A 20,219-nucleotide genomic window follows, 5' to 3' on the forward strand; every position below is an offset into this window, starting at 1 on the left:
GGGAGTAGCCGGCGATTACGACGCGCGGTGGAGGTTTTCGGTCGCGGAAGACCGTAATGTCACGCAGATGGGATTCATGGGCCGGTGGCGGCCGCACGCCGAGGACGGCCTGCTCGCCGCGGGACTCGCCGTCCTGGTGACGGCCATCGTGGTCATCACGCCGGGCGCCGACGCGCTGGACGTCGCCGCCGCCGTGGCCGGGTCGCTCGCCCTGGCCGCCTGGCGGCGGGCGCCCCTGGTCGCGCTGCTCGCCGGCACGGCCTTCATGCTGGCGCTGGCGCTGCACCTCGAACCGGGGCCGGTGGCCGCCTATCCCGTGATGGTGGCGGTGTTCGCCGCGGTCAGGGCCGGCCGCCCGGTGGCCGCGGCGGCGGCGAGCGCGGTCTTCCTGGGCGCGGACCTGGCGGTCAACCTGCCGGAGATCACCGAGTCGGTGCAGGGGCTCCAGGGCAGCACGCTGCTGATCGGCTGGTTCGTCGCGGCCGGCGTCGCGGGGACGGTGACCCGGCACCGGCAGGCGTACGTGGCGGAGGCCGAGCGGCGCGCCGCCGAGGCCGAGCGCACCCGCGAGGAGGCGGCGCTGCGCCGCGCGGGCGAGGAGCGGCTGCGCATCGCCCGGGAACTGCACGACTCCCTCACCCACAGCATCTCGATCATCAAGGTGCAGGCCGGAGTGGCCGTCCACCTGGCGCGCTCGCGCGGCGAGGACGTCCCCCCGGCGCTGCTGGCCATCCAGGAGGCCGGCGGCGACGCCATGCGGGAGCTGCGCGCCACCCTGGAGGTGCTGCGCGACACCGACCCGCCCGGCGGCGAGCCCCCGGCCAGCGGCCTGGACCGGCTGGACGACCTGGTGGAACGGGCCCGCGCGGCCGGGCTGCCGGCCACGGTGACGGTGTCGGGCACGCGGCGGGAGCTGCCCGCCGAGGTGGACCGGGCCGCGTACCGGATCGTCCAGGAGGCGCTCACCAACGTCTCCAGGCACGCCGGCGGGGCGGCCGCCGCGGTGCGCGTCGACTACGTGGACGGGGAGCTGGTCGTGCAAGTGGACGACGACGGGGCGGCCGATCCGGCGGCGCCGCCCGTACCCGGAACGGGCCTGCTCGGCATGCGCGAGCGCGTCGCGGCGCTGGGCGGCCGGCTGCGGGCCGAGCCCCGCCCGGAAGGCGGCTTCACCGTGCGCGCCGAGCTTCCCGCGAAGGAGCCGGCATGATCCGGGTACTGCTCGTGGACGACCAGGCCCTCATCCGCGGCGGGTTCCGTGCGCTGCTGGACAACGAGCCCGACATCGAGGTGGTGGCCGAGGCCGCGAACGGCGAGCAGGGCGTCGCGCTGGCCCGCGAGCACCGCCCCGACGTCGCCCTCGTGGACGTCCAGATGCCGGTGATGGACGGCATCGAGGCGACCCGGCTCATCGCCGGCGACGAGCGGCTGAGCGGCATCCATGTCGTGATCCTGACCAACTACGGCCTCGACGAGTACGTCTTCAACGCGCTGCGCGCCGGCGCCTGCGGCTTCATGGTGAAGGACACCGAGCCCGCCGACCTGCTGCAGGGGGTGCGGGTCGCGGCCCGCGGCGATGCGCTGCTGTCCCCCGCGATCACCCGCCGGCTGATCGGCGAGTACGTCGCCCGCCGCCGCGCCGAGCCCGCGCCCGAGCGGCTGTCGGCGCTGACCAACCGCGAGCGCGAGGTCACGGCGCTGGTGGCGCGGGGGCTGTCGAACGACGAGATCGCGGCCCGCATGGTGATCAGCCCGACCACGGCGAAGACGCACGTCAGCAGGGCGATGACCAAGCTGCACGCGCGGGACCGCGCCCAGCTGGTGGTCTTCGCCTACGAGTCCGGCCTGGTCACCCCGCAGCGCGGCTGACCGTTCCGCGGCCGTTGGGCAGCCACGCGCTCCAGCCTGGTCCAGCCGGTCCAGCCGCGCTCCTCCAGCAGCTCGATCAGCCGGCGGGCCGGCGGCACGGTGTCGAACGCCAGGGCGTCCATCGCTTCGACCAGCGGTGCCGCGATGTCGGTGTCGTCCACGTAGCCCTCGCCCCGCTCGTCGGCCATCCGGGTGAAGCAGGCGGCCAGTTCGTCGGCCAGCTCGGCCAGCCGCGCGTCGTCGGCGGCCTGGTCGAGGGCCTCGCTCAGGGTGCGGTAGAAGCCGATGAGCCGCCGGTCGGCGATCTGCTCGCGCTTGCGCGCCATCCACTCGGCGACCCGTCCGGGCGAGTGCGCGGCCAGCAGGATCCAGCCGTCGCGCTCGACCTGGACGATCCGCTCGTCGATCCCGAGCGCCCGCAGCCGGTCGAGATGCCCGACCACCTCCGGCGGCAGCGCCAGCCGGTCCCCGCCGGCGAGCCTGGCGATCTGCTCCCGGTGGCGCTGACGCTGCCGGATCTCCTCCCGCAGCCGCCCGTCGATGTCCGCGACCGCCGCGGCGAACTCCTCCTCGTCGGCCCGCAGCAGCTCCCGCACCCGGGCCAGCGGGACCCCGGCCCGGGCGAGGGTCCGGATCCTGATCAGGTCGATCACGGCGCCGGCGTCGTACCTGCGGTAGCCGGAGCGGTCCCGCTCCGGCTCCGGCAGCAGCCCCTTGGCGTGGTAGTGCCGCACCGCGCGCACCGTCACGCCGGCGTACGACGCCAACTCCCCGATGGTCAGCATCGCACCAGTCTCCTACGGGGTGTCCTGGGTCCGGGCGGACGCGCGCCGCGCGCCCCGGACGATCTCGGCGATCTCCCGCGCGTGCGTGAAGACCAGCCCGTGGTCGGCGTCGATCCAGGACACGGCGATGTCCGGCCGCTCGCGGCGGAGCCGCTCGACGCCCGCCCGCCAGTTCCGGTTGAGCCGCGGCGCGTGCCCGTCACCGCCGTCACCGGCCATCGAGGTCGACATGATCATGCTGATGGGCCGGTCGACCTTCCCGTACCGGCCGAGGATCCCGGACCGGACCGCGTCGATCTCGACGTTCAGATCGAGGATCTCCTGGGAGGTGAGCAGCACCTGACGCGGGGTGCCCCGCCGGGCCTCCTGCCGCTTCACCATGTCGTCCCACATGGCACGGAACTCCGGCAGGAGGGCCTCGGTGATGAACGGTTCGGGCACCGGGTTCGCCCCGTCGATGAGGACGAGCCCGGCCACGGCGCCCGGATGCTCGGAGGCGAAGTGCACGGCCAGGTCCGCGCCCAGCGAGTAGCCCGCGAGCACGGGCGGCGCGTCCGGCTCCAGGCGCCGGAGTTCCGCCATCACGGCGTTCAGATCACCGAGGAACGCTGCGAAGGAGTAGCGGGCGGCCGCCGAGGCCAGGCCATGCCCTCGCAGGTCGAAGGTCACCACGTCATGGTCGCGCCGCAGCAGCCCGGCCAGCTCGTGCAGATCGGCCTGCGTCGAGTTCAGTCCGGGGCACAGGACCAGCGGCCGTCCCCGGCCGCCCCGGGACACCGGGATCGTGACGCCGTCATGGTGGACCGTGAAGTTCCGCATCATCGTGTCGCCTCTCAGCATGGTCGCCGTGGCCACGACCGGGCCACGGCGACCATGCTGAGAGGTTGACCCTGCGTCAGGGTCAACCCCGGCCTAGAACGGGGAGCGGCCGCGGGCGCGCCGCCCGGCCGATCCGCTGCGGCTGACGGCACGCGAGGAACTGCGGAACGGCTTGCTCAGCAGCCGTCCCAGCCCGCCGGGCGCCGAGGAGCCCGCACGCGAGCCGATGCCGAGGGCGCGCTGGGTACCGCGCTGCGGGTGCCGCGAGAGCCGCGGCAGCAGGAACGCCAGCACCAGCAGGACCGCGCAGACCGCCACGATGGCGACGATGACCATGGCCTTGACTCCTTCGAACGACGACGACTGGGGGCGCTTTACCCACACCCCGGCCGTGCATTCGAACGTTCCGGCGAACCTCCCGTTTATCCAAAGGGTGACGGGCATGTAAACGCGGGGGAACCGGGGAAGGAGCATCATGGACACCATCTCGGGGGAAGCGACGAGGCGGCCGCACGCGTCCGCGCCGTCTCGGGAACCGGAGCCGGCGAGACCGCTGGCGATCCACGCCCGCCGGCAGGGCCGCTGGACCGTCCTCAGCCTGGACGGCGTGCTGGACCTGGTCACCGCACCCGCCCTGGTGCGGGCGGTGACCAGGATCATCGCGCTGCTGAACGCGCAGGGCGCCGCGCTCGCCATGGCCCTGGACCTGCGGCGCCTGAGCTTCTGCGACTCCTCGGGCCTGAACGCCATCGTCCGGACCCGGCGCATCATCGGCGCCGCCGCGGGCGAACTGGTGCTGCTGGCCCCCGCCCCGCAACCGGCCCGCGTCCTGCGGACGACCGGCCTGGACCGACGCCTCGACATCCGCCCGGCCTTGCCCTAGCGGCGTCGATCAAGCGGCGGGTCACGCTGGGCGCCACCACGGCGTCGCCGGACGCGACCGCGCGGACGCCGGCGACCAGGTCCGCGGGCGGCGCGTGTCCTAGAAGTAGAGGGACCCGTAGTCGACCGACGGCCACGTTCCGATGCCGGCGCTGATCCCGTAGAGGAGCGGTTCGATGGCGCCGAAGTCGGAGGCGCCGCCCTCCTCGTCGCGCCGGTTGAAGAGCGCGGCATAGGTGACGCCGTCGTACCTCCTGCCGAGGAACGTGGAGGTTCCCGCCATCCCGCCGTGGTGCCAGGTGTTGTACCCGCCGCTCAGCTCGCGGACGTACCAGCCCGCCCCGTACCAGGAGCCGGAGGAGAAGGTGCCCCACTCAGGCCTGGCATGGGCCCTGGAAATCGAACGGGGGTCGAGCAGGCCCGTGGCGGCCGGAAGGTCGAAGATCCGCTCGAACCGGACCAGGTCCATGGCCGAGGCCACCCAGCCGCCGCTGGCGTCCTTGTTGGCCATGTTGAACCCGCCGTACGGGAACGGGACCTCCGTGCCGGAGTCGTCCAGCACGGTCTTCGCGGTGAGCGACGACTCGTACGGCACCTCGCCCGGCGTCTCGGCCTTGAGGGTGCGGCCCGACCGCATGCGGGTGATCCGCAGCGGGGCGAGCAGCCGCGCGGCGACGTACCCCTGGTAGCTCTGCCGCGTCACCGCCTCGATCACCCGCCCGAGCAGGTTGTAGCCGTAGTTGCTGTACGCGAACCTGGAGCCGGGCGTGAAGTCGAGGGGCAGCCCCGTCATGTACGTCATCACGTCGGCGTGGTCGTTCGGCAGGCCCTTGCCGAGGGTCTCGGCGATCTTCCGTTCGATGGTCGCGGGGTCGTCCGAGATGTCCCGGTCCCATCCTCCGGAGTGCTGGAGGAGCCGCCACAGCGTGACGTTCGCGAGCCGCGGATCGGCCTGCCTCCCCGGCATGGGCCGCAGGTCGAGGTACTCGGTGACCGGCGCGCCGAGGTCCAGCTCGCCGTCCTGCGCCAGCCGCAGCACCGCGGTGGCCGTGATGTGCTTGCTGAGGCTCGCGACCCTGAACAGGCTGGTCGGCGTCACCGCCGGCACCGGCTTCCGCGCCGTGGACCAGGTGTAGGCACGGGTGAAGACGAGCCTGCCCTCGCGGGCGATGGCGAGCTGTCCGGCGGAGATCTCGCGCTCGTACATGTACTTCTTCATCGCACGGTCGAACTCCACCAGGGCGGGAGGCACGTTCCCCCTGGCCTTGACGACCTCCCACGCCTCCGCGGCGGCCGCCGTCGCCGGACGGCCCGCCACGGCCAGCCCGATCGGGGCCGCGAGGCCGGCCTTGAGCACATCTCTGCGTTTCACACGAGTCCCCTCATCCGCTGTTCCGTTGTTCAGAGATCGCGCCGGCCGATCCGGTTCCACCGGCCGGAAACGACCCCGCCGGCGCCAGCGGCCGGGCCCGCGCCTTGATCTCAAGTGCGGTTGACGTTGCATGGTCGGGTTACTCGTCGGTCAACGATCAGGGGTGGTCAGTGTGCGCGTGGTCCAGGCGTCGCGGTTCGGGGGTCCGGAGGTGCTGGTGCCCGGTGAGGCGCCGGATCCGGTCGCCGGGCCGGGCCAGGTCGTGGTCGATGTGGCGGTCGCGGGCGTGACGTTCGTCGAGACGCAGATCCGGCGCGGTGTCGACGAGTGGCATGCCAGGCCGCCGCTGCCGTACGTGCCGGGCGGCCTGGTGGCCGGTCAGGTCGGTTCGGTCGGGGCGGGGGTGGATCCGTCCTGGCTCGGGCGCCGGGTCATCGCCGACACCGGGGACACCGGCGGCTTCGCCGAGCGTGCCGTGGCCGACGCCGAGGAACTGTTCCCGGTGCCGGACGGCCTCGACCTGCCGGACGCCATCGCCCTGCACAGCGATGGCAGCACCGCCCAGGGCCTGATCGAGACGGCCGCCGTCGGCCCCGGCGACCGGGTGCTGGTCGAGGCGGCGGCCGGCGGCGTCGGCAGCCTGCTCACGCAGCTCGCCCGCGCGGCGGGTGCCCGGGTCATCGGAGCCGCCCGCGGAGCGCGCAAGCTCGACCTGGTCCGGGAGCTGGGCGCCGACGCCGCGGTCGACTACTCCGAGCCGGGCTGGACGGAGCGGGTGCTCGAAGCGACCGGCGGCGCGGGCCCGGACGTGGTGTTCGACGGCGTCGGCGGACGGATCGGGCGGGCCGCGTTCGAGGTGACGGCCCGCGGTGGCCGGTTCTCGGTGCACGGGGCGTCCAGCGGCGAGGTCACCCCGGTCGACGCCGCGGAAGCCCGTTCCAGGGAGGTGGAGCTGATCGGCATCGAGCAGCTCTTCGGTTTCGGGCCGCACGTGGCGCGGTGGGCGGAGCGGATGATGTCCCAGGCCGCCGCCGGGCTCGTCCGGCCGGTCATCGGGCAGACCTTCCCGCTGGAACGCGCCGCCGACGCGCACGCCGCGATCGAGAACCGCACCGCCCTGGGGAAGACCCTGCTGCTCGTTCGGCAGGAGTCAGGGGGCGGCCGGTAACGCCGCGACCCGTGCGGCATCTGGCCGGAGGTGCCGCACGAGGGCCCGGCACCGTACATCGACCGCGGCGGCGGGGCGGGTCAGCCGATGGTGGCCGTGTCGATCACGAACCGGTAGCGGACGTCGGAGGCCAGCACGCGCTGGTACGCCTCGTTGATCTGGTCGGCCGGGATGAGCTCGATGTCGGCGCCGAGGCCGTGCGCGGCGCAGAAGTCCAGCATCTCCTGCGTCTCGGCGATGCCGCCGATCATCGATCCGGCGAAGGACCGGCCGCCGGAGATGAGCGCGAACGCGTTCACGCTCATCGGCTCGGCGGGGGCGCCGACGTTGGCCAGGGTGCCGCCGACGGCCAGGAGGCCGAGGTAGGCGTTGATGTCGATGGGGGCGCTGACGGTGTTGAGGATCAGGTCGAACCGTCCCGCCAGCCGCTCGAACGTGCCGGGGTCGCCGGTGGCGTGGAAGTGGTCGGCCCCCAGCCGGAAAGCGTCCTCCCGCTTCTTCAGCGACTGCGACAGCACCGTGACCTCGGCGCCCAGGGCGTGGGCGATCTTGACGGCCATGTGGCCGAGCCCGCCCAGGCCGACCACGGCGACCTTGCGGCCCGGGCCCGCACCCCAGCGGCGCAGCGGCGAGTAGGTGGTGATCCCCGCGCACAGCAGCGGCGCCGCGGCCGCCAGGTCCAGGCCCTCGGGCACCGACAGGACGTAGTCGGCGTCCACCACCACGTGCGTGCAGTAGCCGCCCTGGGTGAGGGTGCCATCGCGGTCGACGCCCGCGTAGGTCTCCACCATCCCCTCGGCGCAGTACTGCTCGCTGCCGCCACGGCAGGCATCGCACCGGCCGCAGGAGCCGACCATGCACCCGACCCCCACGCGGTCACCGGCCTCGTACCGGGTGACCTCGGCGCCGGTCTCGGCGACGACGCCGACGATCTCGTGGCCCGGGACAAGCGGGTACGACTGCGGCCCCCAGTCGCCGTTGACCGTGTGGATGTCGGAATGGCAGATACCGGCGTACCTGATCTCGATCAGCACGTCGCGGGGACCCACCGCGCGCCGTTCGATGGTCGTCGGCACCAGCGGCTCGGCCTCGGCCGGCGCGGCGTAAGCGTGAACTCGCACGAACATCTCTCCTTGGGTCGTACCCGGCCGCGACGGGCCGGGCGGGATCGGCCACCACCCATGAAAGAACCTGCTCAGGCCGCCTAGAAGGCACTGCTGAAAGGTGTAATGACAGGACACCCCTCCCGTTCGCGGGCCCGCATGCCCTGGACGCGTGAACCATCCGGCCCGAAGTGGCCGGTAGTGGCAGGCATGACGCACCGATCGCGCCGGCGCGGGAAACTGGATCACGGCCGGCCGCCCGGCGCACCGGCCGTTCCGCCGGCCCGGGGCGTACGGGAGGTGCCGTTGGCGAGGCTCTCCGAGAGGACGATGAGGATACGCCGGTGGGCGCCCGGGACGGCGAGCTGGCTGGCGGCCGCCGGGTTCCTGGGCGTGGCGGCCTGGCTGCTGTGGAGCGCCGTCGTTCAGATCGGCGCGACGCGCGAGGCCGCCGCCGGGCAAGGGCGGCCGGGCACGCTGCTGGTCGAGGAGTGGCGCTGCGGCAAGTCCTGCTCCTGGTACGGGACCTTCACCGGTGACACCGGCGGCGCTCCGGTCCGCGACCTCGAACTGCGGGGCGCGAACGAGGATGCGGTCGAAGTCGGTCAGCGGGTGCGCGTGCGCGACGTCGGCCCGTTCGTCCAGGCCCTGAACGGCGCACCCGAATGGGGTCAGGCGATCGCCAACTCCATGGGAACGGCATTCGTCGGCTTGCTCGGGATCGGCCTGCTGGCCCGCTCGGCCTCCGAGCACCCGATACCCCGCCCGTCCCGGAAACACCACCCCTAAGCCTCGCCCCCTCCGTTTTACGCGGACAAGCAACTCCCCTAGCGGCACGTTCTGTTTGCATGGACGTGGTTTCGGCGGGCGCGGCGCTGCGGCCAGGGCAGTGGTTGTCGCATGAGACGTGTCATCGCGGTTGCCGCCGCCGTCGCCTCGCTGCCCTTCCTTTGGTCGCGGGCCGAGCTCTTCGACGTCACCGCCGACGGCGCGGACGGTGTTCGGAAAGTCGGCGGGCAGGGGGACGGTCGGTGGGCGCCGGCTTGGCCGTGAGAGTGCGGCGGGCTTACGCAGATCTCGGGCTTAGGGCCTCGCGAGGCCAGTGACGCCGGGGCGGCTCACGCTCACGGAACGCGGGCGACCGCGCCGAGGTAGGTGGCCCTGGTGAAGTCGAAGCTGCCGTTGCCGCCCGGTCGCCAGTCCTCGACGGGGGCCAGGCCGGGCGGCAGCAGCTCGGTTCCCGCGAACAGGGCCTCGATCTGCGCGCGGCTGCGCAGCGTGAAGTTCCCCGCCTTGGTACGGCTGTAGACTCCGTCGACCTCGGCCAGTTCGTCGTCGTGTCCTTCGCCCGGGAACACGTGCGAGATGACCAGGTGGCTGCCGGACGGCAGGCTCTGGCGCAGCCGGCCGACGATCCGCCGGGCCTCCGCGTCGTCGGAGACGAACTGCAGGATGGCGCACAGGATCAGCGCGACGGGCTGATCGAAGTCGATCCGGGCGCGCAGGGCGGGGTCGGCGAGCAGCGCGTCCGGATCGCGCAGATCGCCGTCCAGAACCAGGGTCTGCGGGTTGTCGGCGAGCAGCGCCCGCGCGTGGACGAGCACGATCGGGTCGTTGTCGACGTAGACGACCTGCGCGTCGGGGGCACCGCGCAGGACGACCTGGTGCACGTTCTCCTGGGTGGGCAGCCCGGTGCCGATGTCGAGGAACTGCCGCAGGCCGAGGCCGGTCAGCATCTCCATGGCACGGCCGAGGAAGGCGCGGTTCGCGCGGGCGGCCAGCCGGACGTCGTTGCCGACCTCCCTGCTGATCGCGATGACCTTGTCCGCGGCCTCCCGGTCGGAGAGGAAGTTGTCCTTGCCCCCCAGGTAGTAGTCGTACATCCGCGCCACGCTCGGGACGCTCGGGTCGATGCCCGAGGGCGCCTGCTCGTCAGTACTCACATGCCCACCTTTTCTCTCCAGGGAAAGCGAACCACATGAAGGCGTTCTCGCTCATTCCTTTGGGGATGGGAAACGGGCGGCGGCGCGCCCGGGCGGGGACACCGCCGGGCAGCCTTGAACAGGGCGGATGCGGCGGCCTCACTGACACTTCTTGCCGTTGTGACGGAAGTCACGTTGCGGGTATCCGATCGGCGTGATCGTCCGGCCACTGTCAGGCGTGCGTTGGCCGCGTCCCGTTCGCGCGGTGTCCCGGGCGCTCTGGACGAGCCGCCGCAGCTCTTCGACCGCCTGATCGGCGGCCCTGTGGTCCCTGCTCGCGAGGGCGCCGTCGATCTGCTTGACGATCCGGTCGGCGTCGGCGGAGGGACCGGGGCGGAGAAAGCGGTGGGCCGGTGAAGGCCCGCGTCCATCAGTGTGGCTGATCTCTCACCGTTTCCAATGCTCGAGCCATGTGCACGGGTCCCGCGCCGCCAGCGCCATGTCCGGACCGAACACCGGGAAGTCGGATCGTGACGACGAGGCCGCCGCCGGTGGGGCGGGGTGTGAGGTCGAGGGTCCCGTCGTGCGCTCGGACGATACTGTGCACGATCGCCAGCCCGAGGCCGACGCCGGCATGCTCACCTGCACGTACGCGTTGCGTTCCGCGTTGGAAGGGTTCGGTGATGGTCGGTATCAGGTCCGGCGGGACCGGCCGGCCGGTGTTCTCGACCCGCAGAACGCAAGCGCCGTCCACCACTTCGGTGTGGACGGTCACGGTGCCGCCTGCGGGGTGATTGTGGACGATGGCGTTCTGGACGAGATTGGTCACCATCCGCAGGACGAGTTCCGCCGAGCCGGCCGTCCGCGCCTTCTCGCCGGTGACGTCGAGAACGATTTCGCGTTCTTCGGCGAGAGGGAGCAGCGTTTCGGCGGCTTCTTCCGCGACAAGGGACAGATCGACCACTTCGCGCGTGAAACTCTTGCGATCGGTGCGGCTGAGCAGCAGGAGGGCCTCGGTGAGATCGATCGCCCGCGTGTTGACCGTGCGAAGGCGTTCGATGAGTTCGCCCTGATCCCGCGCCGGGTCGTCGCGGGCGGCGTCGAGGAGGGTCTGGGAGATGGCCAGCGGGGTGCGCAGTTCGTGGGAGGCGTTCGCCGCGAACCTCTGCTGCTCGGTGACGTGGGATTCGAGCTGCTCGAGCATGGCGTCGAACACGTCGGCGAGTTCGCGGAACTCGTCCTTGCGGCCCTGGAGCCGGATCCGGTGGGACAGTGATCCGTTCGCGGTCATCCGCGCCGCGTCCGCGATCCGGGTGAGCGGCGCGAGCATCCGGCCGGCGAGGACCCATCCCCCCAGCAGGCCCAGCACCAGGAGGAAGGCCAGCGCCATGGCCGCGGCGGGGGCGAAGCCGCGCAGGAGGTCCGAGCGGTTGGGCCCGGTGATGATCACGCCGCCGAACGTCCTCTGGATGGGTCCGGGCTGGACATCGGGCAGCCAGCGCAGCACGAAGACCCACATCACGGCCAGCAGGAGAGCGCCGGCGAGCAGGAGGAATCCGGCGTAGCTGATGGTGAGCCTCAGGCGGGCGCTGAGACCCCGGCGCCTATTCATGAGCGCTGCCAGGGGGGACGGCGCTCGTGCCGGTGTCGATCCGGTAGCCGACGCCGTGCACCGTGGCGATCACCCAGGGCTCTCCCAGCCGCTTGCGCAAGGCCGACACGGTGATGCGGACGGCGTTGGTGAAGGGGTCGGCGTTGGCGTCCCAGGCCCGTTCCAGCAGCTCTTCGGCGCTGACGACACCGCCTCCGGCGGCGACGAGGACCTCGAGCACGGCGAACTGCTTGCGGGTGAGCGCGACATAGCGCCCATCGCGGAACACCTCCCGGCGGAAGGGGTCCAGCCGGAGGCCCGCGATCTCTCTGACCGGGGGCCGGGCGTACGCGCGCCTGCGGTCGAGCGCCCTGAGCCGCAGCACGAGCTCTCGGAGCTCGAACGGCTTGGTGAGGTAGTCGTCGGCGCCGAGCTCGAACCCCGAGGCCTTGTCGTCGATCCGGTCGGCGGCGGTGAGCATGAGGATCGGCATGCCTTCGCCGGAGGCGACGATGTGCTCGGCGATCTCGTCACCGGAAGGCCCGGGAATGTCGCGGTCGAGAACGGCGATGTCGTAGGCGTTGACGCTCAGCAGTTCCAGCGCGGTGTCGCCGTCGCCCGCCGTGTCGGCCCCGATCGCTTCCAGGCGCAGGCCATCGCGGATGGCCTCGGCCAGGTAGGGCTCGTCCTCGACGATCAGCACGCGCATGCGGTCGATGCTACGAGGCGGCACATATCGTCGGCGTATCGAAAAAGGCATACGAGCCGGCAACGCCGCGTTCCCTTGACTGCCGGTATGACCCGAACTCGACCATCGGCGCGAACAACGATCCCCCGCCCGATCCACCGCTCCCCTGCCGTCGGCCTGGTGGCCGTCACAGCGGCGATCACCACGGCCCTCGGCGGCTGCCGGTCACAGGACTCGCCTCCCTCCTCGTCGCCCGCTCCCTCCTTGCGGTCCTCCTCGCCCGTGCCGTCCCCCTCCTCCTCGGCCGCGCCGCCCCCGAAGGCCCCGCGCGGCGAGCGCCGTGGTGCGCCCGGCACGGCCGACGGGGCCGTCCCGGACGGCGTGACGGTCTTCGATGACACGATCCCGGCCGTGGCCAAGCTCGATCCGGATCTGCTCAAGGCCCTCCGCCAGGCCGCGACGGCCGCCGCGGACGACGGAGTGGAGATCTACGTCAATAGCGGCTGGCGTTCCGCGGAATACCAGAACCGGCTGCTCCGCAGGGCGGTCTCCAAGTACGGGTCCGAAGCCGCGGCCGCCCGCTGGGTGGCGACCCCGGCGACGTCCCCGCACGTGTCGGGAGACGCGGTCGACATCGGCCGCTCCGAAGCGACGGCATGGCTGTCCAGGCACGGCGCCGAGTACGGGCTGTGCCAGATCTACAGGAACGAACCCTGGCACTACGAACTGCGCACGGACGCGCCCGGTCGCGGCTGCCCGCGCACCTACTCCGACCCCACCCAGGACCCGAGGATGCAGAAGTGACCGGCAGTGAGCGAGGACGGGCGCTGGCCCGAGCGGACACGGCCGTACCGGAACCGGGCGGCGACCGCCTGGAAACCGGGACCCGGGTCGGGACCCGCCGCGCGAGCATCGGCCGGACGATCCGCATCGGCTCTTGGCCGGAGCCGTGGAGGCGCGGCCCCGTCCTGGCCGTGCTCGCGCTGCTGCTGGGCCTGTTCATGCTGCTGCACCCGCACATCCCGAACCGGACCGGGAACGCGGGCAGCCTGGTGGAGACCTTCCTGCCCTGGACCGGCCTGCCGATCCCGGCACTGGCCGCCGCCACACTGTGGCGCCGCTCACCCACGGCGGCGGTAGCGCTGCTACTGCCGGCCGCGGTCTGGCTGCACCTGTTCACCGCAACCCTCACCGACAAGACCCGCCCGGGCGGCGACCTCACCCTGGCCGGCCACAACCTCGGCGCCGCCAACCCCGACCCCACCGGCACCGCCCGCACCCTGACCGCCACCGGCGCCGACCTGCTGGCCCTGCAAGAACTCACCCCCCAAGCACGGCCGGCCTATGAGAAGGCACTGGCACACACCTACCCGCACCACACCGTGCAGGGCACGGTCGGCCTCTGGAGCAAACTCCCGCTCACCCACATCCGCCCGGTCGACATCCAGATGGACCACGGCCCCCTGGCCGCCACCAAAGCACCCGAAACCAAACAGGCCTACAACCGCGCCCTGCGCGCCACCGTGACCACCCCCCACGGGCCGCTGGCGGTGTACGTGGCCCACCTGGGCTCCGCCCGCCTCACCCCCCGCACCGGCTTCTGGACCACCCACCGCAACCGCAACGCCCACGCCCTCGCCCACACCATCGCCACCGAACCCAACCAGCGGGTGGTCCTGCTCGGCGACCTCAACGCCACCACCCACGACCGCGCCCTGCACCCCCTCACCACCCAACTGCACTCCACCCAGGACACCACCGGCGACGGCTTCGGCTTCACCTGGCCCGCCACACTCCCGGTAGCACGCATCGACCACATCCTCGTCCGCGGCGTCCAACCGAAAAGCTCATGGGTCCTGCCCGCCACCGGCAGCGACCACCGCCCGGTCGCAGCCAGAATCACCTGGTGAGTCCAGGTCGATGACCGTCGTCAGGACGCGTCCGGCGGAACGGCCGGTGCAGGGGCGGTCAGTCCTCCTGCGTGCCGGGGGCAGGCGCGGTGGCCTGCTCCAGGCGGGTGCGCAGGGTGGTGGCGAAGTCCTCGGCCCGTTCCAGTTGCACCCGCAGCTTGTCGATCTGCTGCGCGACGGTCCGCTGGTAGCCGCGCAGCCGTTCCAGCAGCGCCGCCCGCTCGCCGGCGTCCAGTCCTTCGGCGTCGAGGCGGTCGGTGATCTCCAGCAGGTCGCGCATCTGGTCCAGGGTGAAGCCCAGCGGCTTCATCCGGCGGATCACCATCAGCCGGGCCACGTCGGCTTCGGTGTAGAGGCGGAAACCGCCCTGGGAACGGGCCGAGGGCGGGGCCAGGCCGACCTCTTCGTAGTGCCGGATGGTGCGCAGGCTCAGCCCGGTCCGGTCGGCGACCTCGCCGATCTGCATGCGCTCCGCGCCCATCACGTTCCCTCCGTGGCCGTCGGACGGCGGCGGCCGTGTCCGATCGGTCAAGTTTGCCATCGCCTGCCGGGCCGCCGGGGCGTCAGTGGCTGCCGGCGAGTTCGCCGCTGAGGGTGCCGTGCATCCTGGCGCTGCCCTCGTTCAGGCCGATGATCTCGACGGTCTTGCCGCGGGCCCGGTACTTGGCGGTGACGGCGTCGAGGGCGGCGACCGAGGAGGCGTCCCAGATGTGGGCGCCGGTGAGGTCGATGACGATGTGGCCGGGATCGCCGGCGTAGTCGAACCGGTAGACGAGGTCGTTGCTGGAGGCGAAGAACAGCTCGCCGGTGACGCAGTAGACGGCCTGGCCGCCGTCGGGGTCGCGGACTGCGGAGACGTTGGACAGGTGCGCCACCCGGCGGGCGAAGATCACCATCGCGGTGAGGGAGCCGACGATGACGCCGATGGCCAGGTTGTGGGTGGCCACCACGACGGCGACGGTGACGGCCATGACCGAGGTCTCGCCGATCGGCATCCGCCTGAGGGTGGCGGGGGCGATGGAGTGCCAGTCGAACGTGCCGACCGACACCAGGACCATGACGGCCACGAGGGCGGCCATGGGGATGTCGGAGACGATCGGCCCGAAGACGATGCACAGGATCATCAGGAAGACCCCGGCCAGGAACGTGGAGATCCGGGTGCGGGCGCCGTTCTTGACGTTGATCATCGTCTGGCCGATCATCGCGCAGCCGCCCATGCCGCCGAAGAACCCGGTGACGATGTTCGCGATGCCCTGCCCGATCGACTCGCGGGTCTTGCCGGAGTGCGTGTCGGTCATGTCGTCGACGAGCTTGGCGGTCATCAGCGACTCCATCAGCCCGACCAGCGCGAACGCCAGCGCGTACGGGGCGAGCAGCGTCAGGGTGCCGAGGGTGAACGGCACGTCCGGCAGGCCCGGGGTGGGCAGCGAGGAGGGCAGCGCGCCCTTGTCGCCGACGGTGGGGACGGCGATCCCGGCGCCGGCGGTCAGCGCGGTGAGGATGACGATCGACACCAGCGGCGCCGGAACCGCCCTGGTGACCTTGGGGAACAGCACCAGCAGCGCCAGGCCGCCGAGCACGAGCGGGTAGACCGGCCAGGGGACGTCGCGGAGTTCGGGGACCTGGGCCATGAAGATCAGGATGGCCAGGGCGTTGACGAAGCCGACCATGACCGAGCGCGGCACGAACCGCATCAGCCGGGCCACGCCCAGCGCGCCCAGGACGATCTGGAACAGCCCGCCGAGGATGACGGCGGCGATCAGGTACCCCAGGCCGTGCTCGCGGGACAGCGGTGCGACGACCAGGGCGATCGCGCCGGTCGCGGCCGAGATCATGGCGGGCCGGCCGCCGACGATGGCGATGGTGACGGCCATGGTGAACGAGGCGAACAGCCCGACGCTGGGGTCGACCCCGGCGATGATGGAGAACGAGATCGCCTCGGGGATCAGCGCCAGCGCCACCACCAGCCCGGCCAGCACCTCGGTGCGCAGCAGCTTGGCGGTGATCGGTGCCGACGGCCGCGGGGACGGCTTCAGGCGGGCCATGACGGCGGGCAGGGACAAGGCACTCCAGACACAGGCGGACCGGGCACGCGCCGGCGCGGGCGCGGGCCCATCGGGGGTGACGAGCGTGGGGCGGGCGCCCGGCCACGTCGCCGGGCGAGCGGGAAAGGCCGTTCAGTCCGCTGGTGCGGGACGCGGCCGGACCGCCGCGGGGATCACATCGGCCGTCCCGCAGGCCAGGGATCGTCGCGGGCCGGGCCCGCGACAATCTCTACTGTAACGTAACGGGAGAGTTGCGCGTGCCGGCGGAGTTCGGAGCGGCTTCAGCGGCTCGATGGCGCCTCCTCCGCTGCCAGGAGCGCGGACGCGTCGTCCACCGGCCGCGGCGCGCTGGAGCCCGGACGCGGGACGCGGCGCAGGGTGAAGGCGCCCAGGGCGGCGTGCAGCACGGCGGCGGTGACGGCGACGGCGTGCAGTCCGGTGGTGAAAGCGCTCTTGGCGTCGGCGACGGCCGCCGCGCTGATCCCGGGCAGGTGCAGGGTCTCCGGGAGCGTTGCGGCCAGGTCGGGGCCCTGGAGGCGGAAGAGGAGCGTGGCCAGCGAGCCGAGGAGGGCGATGCCCAGGGCGTTGCCGAGCTCGTTGCTGGTCTCGGCGATGGCCCCGGCGGCACCGGCCCGCTCCGGCGGCGCCGCGGCGACGGCCGTGTCGGCGACGACGGCGAAGGAGATCCCGTAGCCGACGCCGGCGACGGCGGTGGACGCCGCGTACCAGCCGAGGCCGCCGGAGACGCCCAGGGGCAGCAGCAGGAGCAGCCCTCCGGCGATCGTGAAGTGGCTGGCCAGCAGTGCCGCCCGGGTGCCGGTGCGGGCGACCAGCGCCGGGGTGACGATGGACGTGGCGGTGAGGACGATCGCGCCGGGGACCGCGACCAGTGCGGCGTCGAAGGCGCTGAGGCCGAGCACGGACTGCAGGTGGATGCCGCCGAGGTACGCCACCGCCGACCACGCCGCCAGCGGCAGCAGCCCGGTGACGACCGCGATCGAGAACACCCGGTCGCGGAACAGCCGGAAGTCGACCAGCGGCCGCGGCAGCCGGAGCTGGCGGCGGGCGAAGGCCGCGAGGAGGACGATGCCGGCGGGGCCGGTGAGCGCCAGGGCCGGGGCCGGGCCCTCCCCCGCCAGGTGCTTGATCGTGTAGACGCTCAGCACGATGCCGGCGGCCGACAGCAGCACGCTCGGCGCGTCGACGCGGCCCGTGCCGCCAGAGCGCACCTCGCGGAGCAGCACCGGCGCCAACGCCAGGAAGAGCAGCACGACGGGGAGGTTGATGAGGAAGACCGAGCCCCACCAGAAGTGGCTCAGCAGCTGACCGCCGGTGATCGGCCCGATGGCGAACCCGGCGGCGAAGGCGGCCGCGAAGATGCCGATCGCCCGGGCCCGCTGCCGGCGGTCGGTGAACAGCTCGCTGAGCACGGCCAGCGCGGACGGCAGCAGCGTGGCGCCGGCGACGCCCATCAGCGCGCGGAAGGCGATGAGCAGTTCGGGGGTGGGCGCGAAGGCGGCGCCCAGCGAGCCGGCTCCGAAGGCGGCCGTCCCGATCATCAGCAGTCTCAGCCGGCCGTACCGGTCGCCGAGGTTGCCGAAGGCGATGAGCAGCGCCCCGACCGCGAAGCCGTACACGTCCAGGATCCACAGCGACTGGTCGGCGGTCGGCGACAGTTCCGCGGAGATCCGCGGCATCGCCAGGAACAGCACCGAGCCGTCCATGGCCACCAGCAGCACGGGGCCGAGGATCACCAGCAGTCCGAGCCAGGCCCGCAGGCCCGGGGAGCGGGAAGCGCGTGTCTCGTTCATGGCGACGACCCTCCGCCGGGGCGGGCCGGCCAGCCAGGCCCCTGGGATGGATACACCTCGCAGGGGTACCCTCGGGCCTCTCGTTCGCGGTCCCTGGCGCCTAGGCTCGTGGTCATGCAGCTCGAAAGCCTCGGCGCCTACCTCAAGGCCCGCCGCGACCGCGTCACGCCGGCCGACGTCGGCCTGCGCACGTACGGCGCCACCCGCCGCGTGCCGGGCCTGCGCCGCGAGGAGCTGGCCCACCTCGCCGGAGTGAGCGTCGGCTACTACACGCGGCTGGAGCAGGACCAGGCCGGCCTGGCCTCGGACCAGGTCCTCGGCGCGCTGGCCGGGGTGCTGCGGCTGGACGCGGCCGAGTCGGCGCACCTGCGCAACCTCGCCCGCCGGACGGCCACGTCCCGCCTCGTCCGCCCCGAGCCCGAGCACCCGCACCCGCGCGTGCTGGCGCTGCTGTCGTCCCTCGGCGAGTCCATGCCCGCCCTCGTACTCGGCCGCCGCGGCGACGTCCTGGCCTGGAACCGCACCGGCCACGCGCTGCACGCCGCCCACGTCGACTTCGGCGCGCCGGCCGATCCGGACCGGCGGCCGTCGATGCCGCGCATGTTCTTCCTGAACCCGCTCACCCGCGACTCGCTGCGCAACTGGGACGAGCTGGCCCGCACCCACGTCGGGTACCTCCGCCTCACCGCGGGCCGCTACCCGGACGACGCCGCCCTGGCCGAGCTGATCGGCGAACTCGCCATGGGCAGCGGCGACTTCGCCCGGCTGTGGGCGGAGGGCGATGTGGCCGACTGCACGACGGGCCCGATGCGCCTGTCCCACCCGACCGTCGGCCGGGTCGACGTCGACTACCAGGTGTGGCTCCAGCCCGACAGCCCCGACCACCGCCTGGAGGTCTACACCCCGGACGGCGCCGCCTCGTCCGACGCGCTGCGGCTGCTGGCGGCCGAGGTCGGCGCGTAGCGCCTCCGGGGGGTCAGCCTCGCTTGGGACGCAGGGCGCTGGGGCCGATGCGGACCGCCGAGCCGAGGGTGCGCCACCACGGGCGGGCGGGGTCGGGGTCGAGGCCGGTGGCCATGCGGTGGAGCTGTTCGGCGTGCCAGAGCAGGTTCAGCGCGCTGTCCGCGGGACGCAGGTCGGTGAGGCGCCCGACCAGGCCGCGGGCGCCGATCCGGATGGTCGGGGCGTCCAGGCGCTGCTGGCCGCGTTCGAGGAGGGCCCTGGGGGCGTCGGGGGTGATGCACGCCGGACGCCCGATGCCGATGATGTCGCAGTCGCGGTCGGCCAGGGCGCGTTCCATCGCGGCGCGGGTGCGGAAGCCTCCGGTGACGGCGATCGGGACGTCGCCGGCGACGTCGCGGACGGTGCGGGCGTAGTCCAGGAAGTACGCCTCGCGTTCGCGGGTGGACTCGGCGAGCACGCCCATCATGGCCGGGGCCTCGTAGGAGCCGCCGCTGATCTCGATGAGGTCGATGCCCTCGGCGACCAGTGCGCGGACGACCTCGCGGGACTCCTCCTCGGTGAAGCCGCCGCGCTGGAAGTCGGCGGAGTTGAGCTTGACGGCGACGCGGAAGCCCGGACCGACGTTGGCGCGGATGGCGCGCAGGACCTCCAGGACGAAGGCGCGGCGGCGCTCGGGGTCGCCGCCCCAGCCGTCATCGCGGTGGTTGGTGCGGGGGGACAGGAACTGGGTGACGAGGTAGCCGTGGGCGCCGTGGATCTGCACGCCGTCGAATCCGGCGGCCTCGACGACGGCGGCGGCGGTGCCGAACCGCGTGATGATCTCGCGGATCTCCGCGTCGGTGAGCTCGCGGGGCTTGGCGGCGCCGGGGACGCGGGCGGCGATCGCGCTGGGGGCGACCGGCCGGTGCCGGCCGGTGCGCTGGTTGGCCTGGCGGCCGGGGTGGTTGAGCTGGACCCAGATCTGCCCGCCGTGCTCGTGGTAGCTCCCGGCCCAGCGGGCCAGTGCGGCCAGGTGGCGGTCGTCCTCGACGATGACCTGGCCGGGCTCGCTCAGCTGCCGGTGATCGATCATGACGTTGCCGGTGACGAGGAGGCCGTACCCGCCCTCGCCCCAGCGGCGGTAGAGGTTGGTCAGGCGGGTGCCGGGAGCGCCGCCGGGGTCGGCCAGGCCCTCGCTCAGCGCCGACTTCATCAGCCGGTTGGGCAGGACCCCGCCCGACCGGAGCGTGAGCGGGGATCCCAGCAGGCCGGCGCCGCCGGTGGGGGCGAGGGTCATGGTCTCTCCTTGCGG

General features: G+C 72.8%; 20 protein-coding genes. 8 read left to right on the top strand and 12 right to left on the bottom strand.

Features of this window, described 5'->3' with window-relative positions:
* Positions 1-67 precede the first annotated feature (67 nt).
* Both ACA361_RS17360 and ACA361_RS17365 read left to right on the top strand, forming a co-directional pair.
* Positions 68-1,210, top strand: a complete 1,143-nt coding sequence (locus ACA361_RS17360; protein ID WP_375013025.1) for a sensor histidine kinase — start codon at positions 68-70, stop codon at positions 1,208-1,210.
* On the top strand, positions 1,207-1,869 hold the full coding sequence (locus tag ACA361_RS17365) for a response regulator (RefSeq protein WP_375013026.1): 663 nt from the start codon (positions 1,207-1,209) through the stop codon (positions 1,867-1,869). Before ACA361_RS17360 ends, ACA361_RS17365 begins: the two co-directional genes overlap by 4 nt.
* Here the strand turns inward: ACA361_RS17365 and ACA361_RS17370 are convergent.
* The 3 genes from ACA361_RS17370 to ACA361_RS17380 form a co-directional block, all read right to left on the bottom strand.
* Complete coding sequence (locus ACA361_RS17370; RefSeq protein WP_375013027.1) at positions 1,833-2,654, bottom strand: MerR family transcriptional regulator; 822 nt, start codon at positions 2,652-2,654, stop codon at positions 1,833-1,835. The genes ACA361_RS17365 and ACA361_RS17370 overlap by 37 nt on opposite strands.
* A 12-nt stretch (positions 2,655-2,666) precedes the next feature.
* Complete coding sequence (locus ACA361_RS17375) at positions 2,667-3,476, bottom strand: alpha/beta fold hydrolase (protein WP_375013028.1); 810 nt, start codon at positions 3,474-3,476, stop codon at positions 2,667-2,669.
* A gap of 90 nt (positions 3,477-3,566) precedes the next feature.
* Entirely contained in the window at positions 3,567-3,809 is a 243-nt protein-coding gene (locus ACA361_RS17380) for a DUF6411 family protein (RefSeq protein WP_375013029.1), read from the bottom strand.
* 139 nt (positions 3,810-3,948) lie between these two features.
* Here ACA361_RS17380 and ACA361_RS17385 point away from each other — a divergent pair, with 139 nt between their 5' ends.
* Positions 3,949-4,356, top strand: a complete 408-nt coding sequence (locus ACA361_RS17385) for an STAS domain-containing protein (protein ID WP_375013030.1) — start codon at positions 3,949-3,951, stop codon at positions 4,354-4,356.
* 99 nt (positions 4,357-4,455) lie between these two features.
* Here the strand turns inward: ACA361_RS17385 and ACA361_RS17390 are convergent, their stop codons facing one another.
* Positions 4,456-5,727 (bottom strand): serine hydrolase domain-containing protein, encoded by a 1,272-nt coding sequence (locus tag ACA361_RS17390; RefSeq protein WP_375013031.1) that lies wholly within the window; start codon positions 5,725-5,727, stop codon positions 4,456-4,458.
* Between the two features lie 163 nt (positions 5,728-5,890).
* On the opposite strand from ACA361_RS17390, the gene ACA361_RS17395 reads away from it, so the two are divergent.
* Positions 5,891-6,895 carry a zinc-binding dehydrogenase gene (locus tag ACA361_RS17395; protein WP_375013032.1) on the top strand — a complete coding sequence of 335 codons (1,005 nt, stop codon included), beginning with the start codon at positions 5,891-5,893 and terminating at the stop codon, positions 6,893-6,895.
* A gap of 80 nt (positions 6,896-6,975) precedes the next feature.
* Here ACA361_RS17395 and ACA361_RS17400 read toward each other — a convergent pair whose 3' ends face one another.
* A complete protein-coding gene (locus ACA361_RS17400; protein ID WP_375013033.1) occupies positions 6,976-8,022 on the bottom strand; it encodes an NAD(P)-dependent alcohol dehydrogenase in 1,047 nt (348 codons plus the stop codon).
* Between the two features lie 306 nt (positions 8,023-8,328).
* Here ACA361_RS17400 and ACA361_RS17405 point away from each other — a divergent pair, with 306 nt between their 5' ends.
* The gene (locus ACA361_RS17405) at positions 8,329-8,787 is read left to right on the top strand and encodes a hypothetical protein (protein ID WP_375013034.1); all 459 of its coding nucleotides are present in this window, start codon (positions 8,329-8,331) and stop codon (positions 8,785-8,787) included.
* Between the two features lie 335 nt (positions 8,788-9,122).
* Here the strand turns inward: ACA361_RS17405 and ACA361_RS17410 are convergent, their stop codons facing one another.
* The 3 genes from ACA361_RS17410 to ACA361_RS17420 all read right to left on the bottom strand — a co-directional run bounded on the left by ACA361_RS17410 (position 9,123) and on the right by ACA361_RS17420 (position 12,220).
* Positions 9,123-9,941, bottom strand: a complete 819-nt coding sequence (locus tag ACA361_RS17410) for an SAM-dependent methyltransferase (RefSeq protein ID WP_375013035.1) — start codon at positions 9,939-9,941, stop codon at positions 9,123-9,125.
* A 409-nt stretch (positions 9,942-10,350) separates the two neighbouring features.
* Positions 10,351-11,532, bottom strand: a complete 1,182-nt coding sequence (locus ACA361_RS17415) for a sensor histidine kinase (RefSeq protein WP_375013036.1) — start codon at positions 11,530-11,532, stop codon at positions 10,351-10,353.
* Complete coding sequence (locus ACA361_RS17420; protein WP_375013037.1) at positions 11,525-12,220, bottom strand: response regulator transcription factor; 696 nt, start codon at positions 12,218-12,220, stop codon at positions 11,525-11,527. Before ACA361_RS17420 ends, ACA361_RS17415 begins: the two co-directional genes overlap by 8 nt.
* Positions 12,221-12,379: 159 nt before the next feature.
* Between ACA361_RS17420 and ACA361_RS17425 the strand changes: the two genes are divergently transcribed.
* Together ACA361_RS17425 and ACA361_RS17430 are read left to right on the top strand one after the other, a co-directional pair.
* Entirely contained in the window at positions 12,380-13,003 is a 624-nt protein-coding gene (locus ACA361_RS17425) for a M15 family metallopeptidase (RefSeq protein WP_375013038.1), read from the top strand.
* A 119-nt stretch (positions 13,004-13,122) separates the two neighbouring features.
* Positions 13,123-14,109: an endonuclease/exonuclease/phosphatase family protein gene (locus ACA361_RS17430; protein ID WP_375013553.1), complete on the top strand. Its 987-nt coding sequence runs from the start codon at positions 13,123-13,125 to the stop codon at positions 14,107-14,109.
* 58 nt (positions 14,110-14,167) lie between these two features.
* On the opposite strand, the gene ACA361_RS17435 is transcribed toward ACA361_RS17430, so the two are convergent.
* The 3 genes from ACA361_RS17435 to ACA361_RS17445 all read right to left on the bottom strand — a co-directional run bounded on the left by ACA361_RS17435 (position 14,168) and on the right by ACA361_RS17445 (position 17,965).
* Positions 14,168-14,590, bottom strand: a complete 423-nt coding sequence (locus ACA361_RS17435; RefSeq protein WP_375013039.1) for a MerR family transcriptional regulator — start codon at positions 14,588-14,590, stop codon at positions 14,168-14,170.
* Between the two features lie 82 nt (positions 14,591-14,672).
* Positions 14,673-16,154, bottom strand: a complete 1,482-nt coding sequence (locus tag ACA361_RS17440; RefSeq protein ID WP_375013554.1) for a SulP family inorganic anion transporter — start codon at positions 16,152-16,154, stop codon at positions 14,673-14,675.
* 281 nt (positions 16,155-16,435) lie between these two features.
* Complete coding sequence (locus ACA361_RS17445; protein WP_375013040.1) at positions 16,436-17,965, bottom strand: MFS transporter; 1,530 nt, start codon at positions 17,963-17,965, stop codon at positions 16,436-16,438.
* Positions 17,966-18,079: 114 nt separating this feature from the next.
* Here ACA361_RS17445 and ACA361_RS17450 point away from each other — a divergent pair, with 114 nt between their 5' ends.
* Complete coding sequence (locus ACA361_RS17450) at positions 18,080-18,928, top strand: helix-turn-helix domain-containing protein (RefSeq protein WP_375013041.1); 849 nt, start codon at positions 18,080-18,082, stop codon at positions 18,926-18,928.
* Positions 18,929-18,941: 13 nt separating this feature from the next.
* On the opposite strand, the gene ACA361_RS17455 is transcribed toward ACA361_RS17450, so the two are convergent.
* The gene (locus tag ACA361_RS17455) at positions 18,942-20,204 is read right to left on the bottom strand and encodes an NADH:flavin oxidoreductase/NADH oxidase family protein (protein ID WP_375013042.1); all 1,263 of its coding nucleotides are present in this window, start codon (positions 20,202-20,204) and stop codon (positions 18,942-18,944) included.
* Positions 20,205-20,219: the final 15 nt, after the last annotated feature.

Origin of the sequence: Actinomadura sp. 21ATH, from assembly GCF_041951345.1 — a bacterium.
Taxonomy (GTDB): Bacteria; Actinomycetota; Actinomycetes; order Streptosporangiales; family Streptosporangiaceae; genus Spirillospora.

Bases quoted from the DNA above. Each gene is read 5' to 3' on its own strand.
- ACA361_RS17360 (WP_375013025.1), top strand. From the start codon at position 68: ATGGGATTCATGGGCCGGTGGCGGCCGCACGCCGAGGACGGCCTGCTC.
- ACA361_RS17365 (WP_375013026.1), top strand. From the start codon at position 1,207: ATGATCCGGGTACTGCTCGTGGACGACCAGGCCCTCATCCGCGGCGGG.
- ACA361_RS17370 (WP_375013027.1), bottom strand. From the start codon at position 2,654: ATGCTGACCATCGGGGAGTTGGCGTCGTACGCCGGCGTGACGGTGCGC.
- ACA361_RS17375 (WP_375013028.1), bottom strand. From the start codon at position 3,476: ATGATGCGGAACTTCACGGTCCACCATGACGGCGTCACGATCCCGGTG.
- ACA361_RS17380 (WP_375013029.1), bottom strand. From the start codon at position 3,809: ATGGTCATCGTCGCCATCGTGGCGGTCTGCGCGGTCCTGCTGGTGCTG.
- ACA361_RS17385 (WP_375013030.1), top strand. From the start codon at position 3,949: ATGGACACCATCTCGGGGGAAGCGACGAGGCGGCCGCACGCGTCCGCG.
- ACA361_RS17400 (WP_375013033.1), bottom strand. From the start codon at position 8,022: ATGTTCGTGCGAGTTCACGCTTACGCCGCGCCGGCCGAGGCCGAGCCG.
- ACA361_RS17405 (WP_375013034.1), top strand. From the start codon at position 8,329: ATGAGGATACGCCGGTGGGCGCCCGGGACGGCGAGCTGGCTGGCGGCC.
- ACA361_RS17415 (WP_375013036.1), bottom strand. From the start codon at position 11,532: ATGAATAGGCGCCGGGGTCTCAGCGCCCGCCTGAGGCTCACCATCAGC.
- ACA361_RS17420 (WP_375013037.1), bottom strand. From the start codon at position 12,220: ATGCGCGTGCTGATCGTCGAGGACGAGCCCTACCTGGCCGAGGCCATC.
- ACA361_RS17435 (WP_375013039.1), bottom strand. From the start codon at position 14,590: ATGGGCGCGGAGCGCATGCAGATCGGCGAGGTCGCCGACCGGACCGGG.
- ACA361_RS17440 (WP_375013554.1), bottom strand. From the start codon at position 16,154: ATGGCCCGCCTGAAGCCGTCCCCGCGGCCGTCGGCACCGATCACCGCC.
- ACA361_RS17445 (WP_375013040.1), bottom strand. From the start codon at position 17,965: ATGAACGAGACACGCGCTTCCCGCTCCCCGGGCCTGCGGGCCTGGCTC.
- ACA361_RS17450 (WP_375013041.1), top strand. From the start codon at position 18,080: ATGCAGCTCGAAAGCCTCGGCGCCTACCTCAAGGCCCGCCGCGACCGC.
- ACA361_RS17455 (WP_375013042.1), bottom strand. From the start codon at position 20,204: ATGACCCTCGCCCCCACCGGCGGCGCCGGCCTGCTGGGATCCCCGCTC.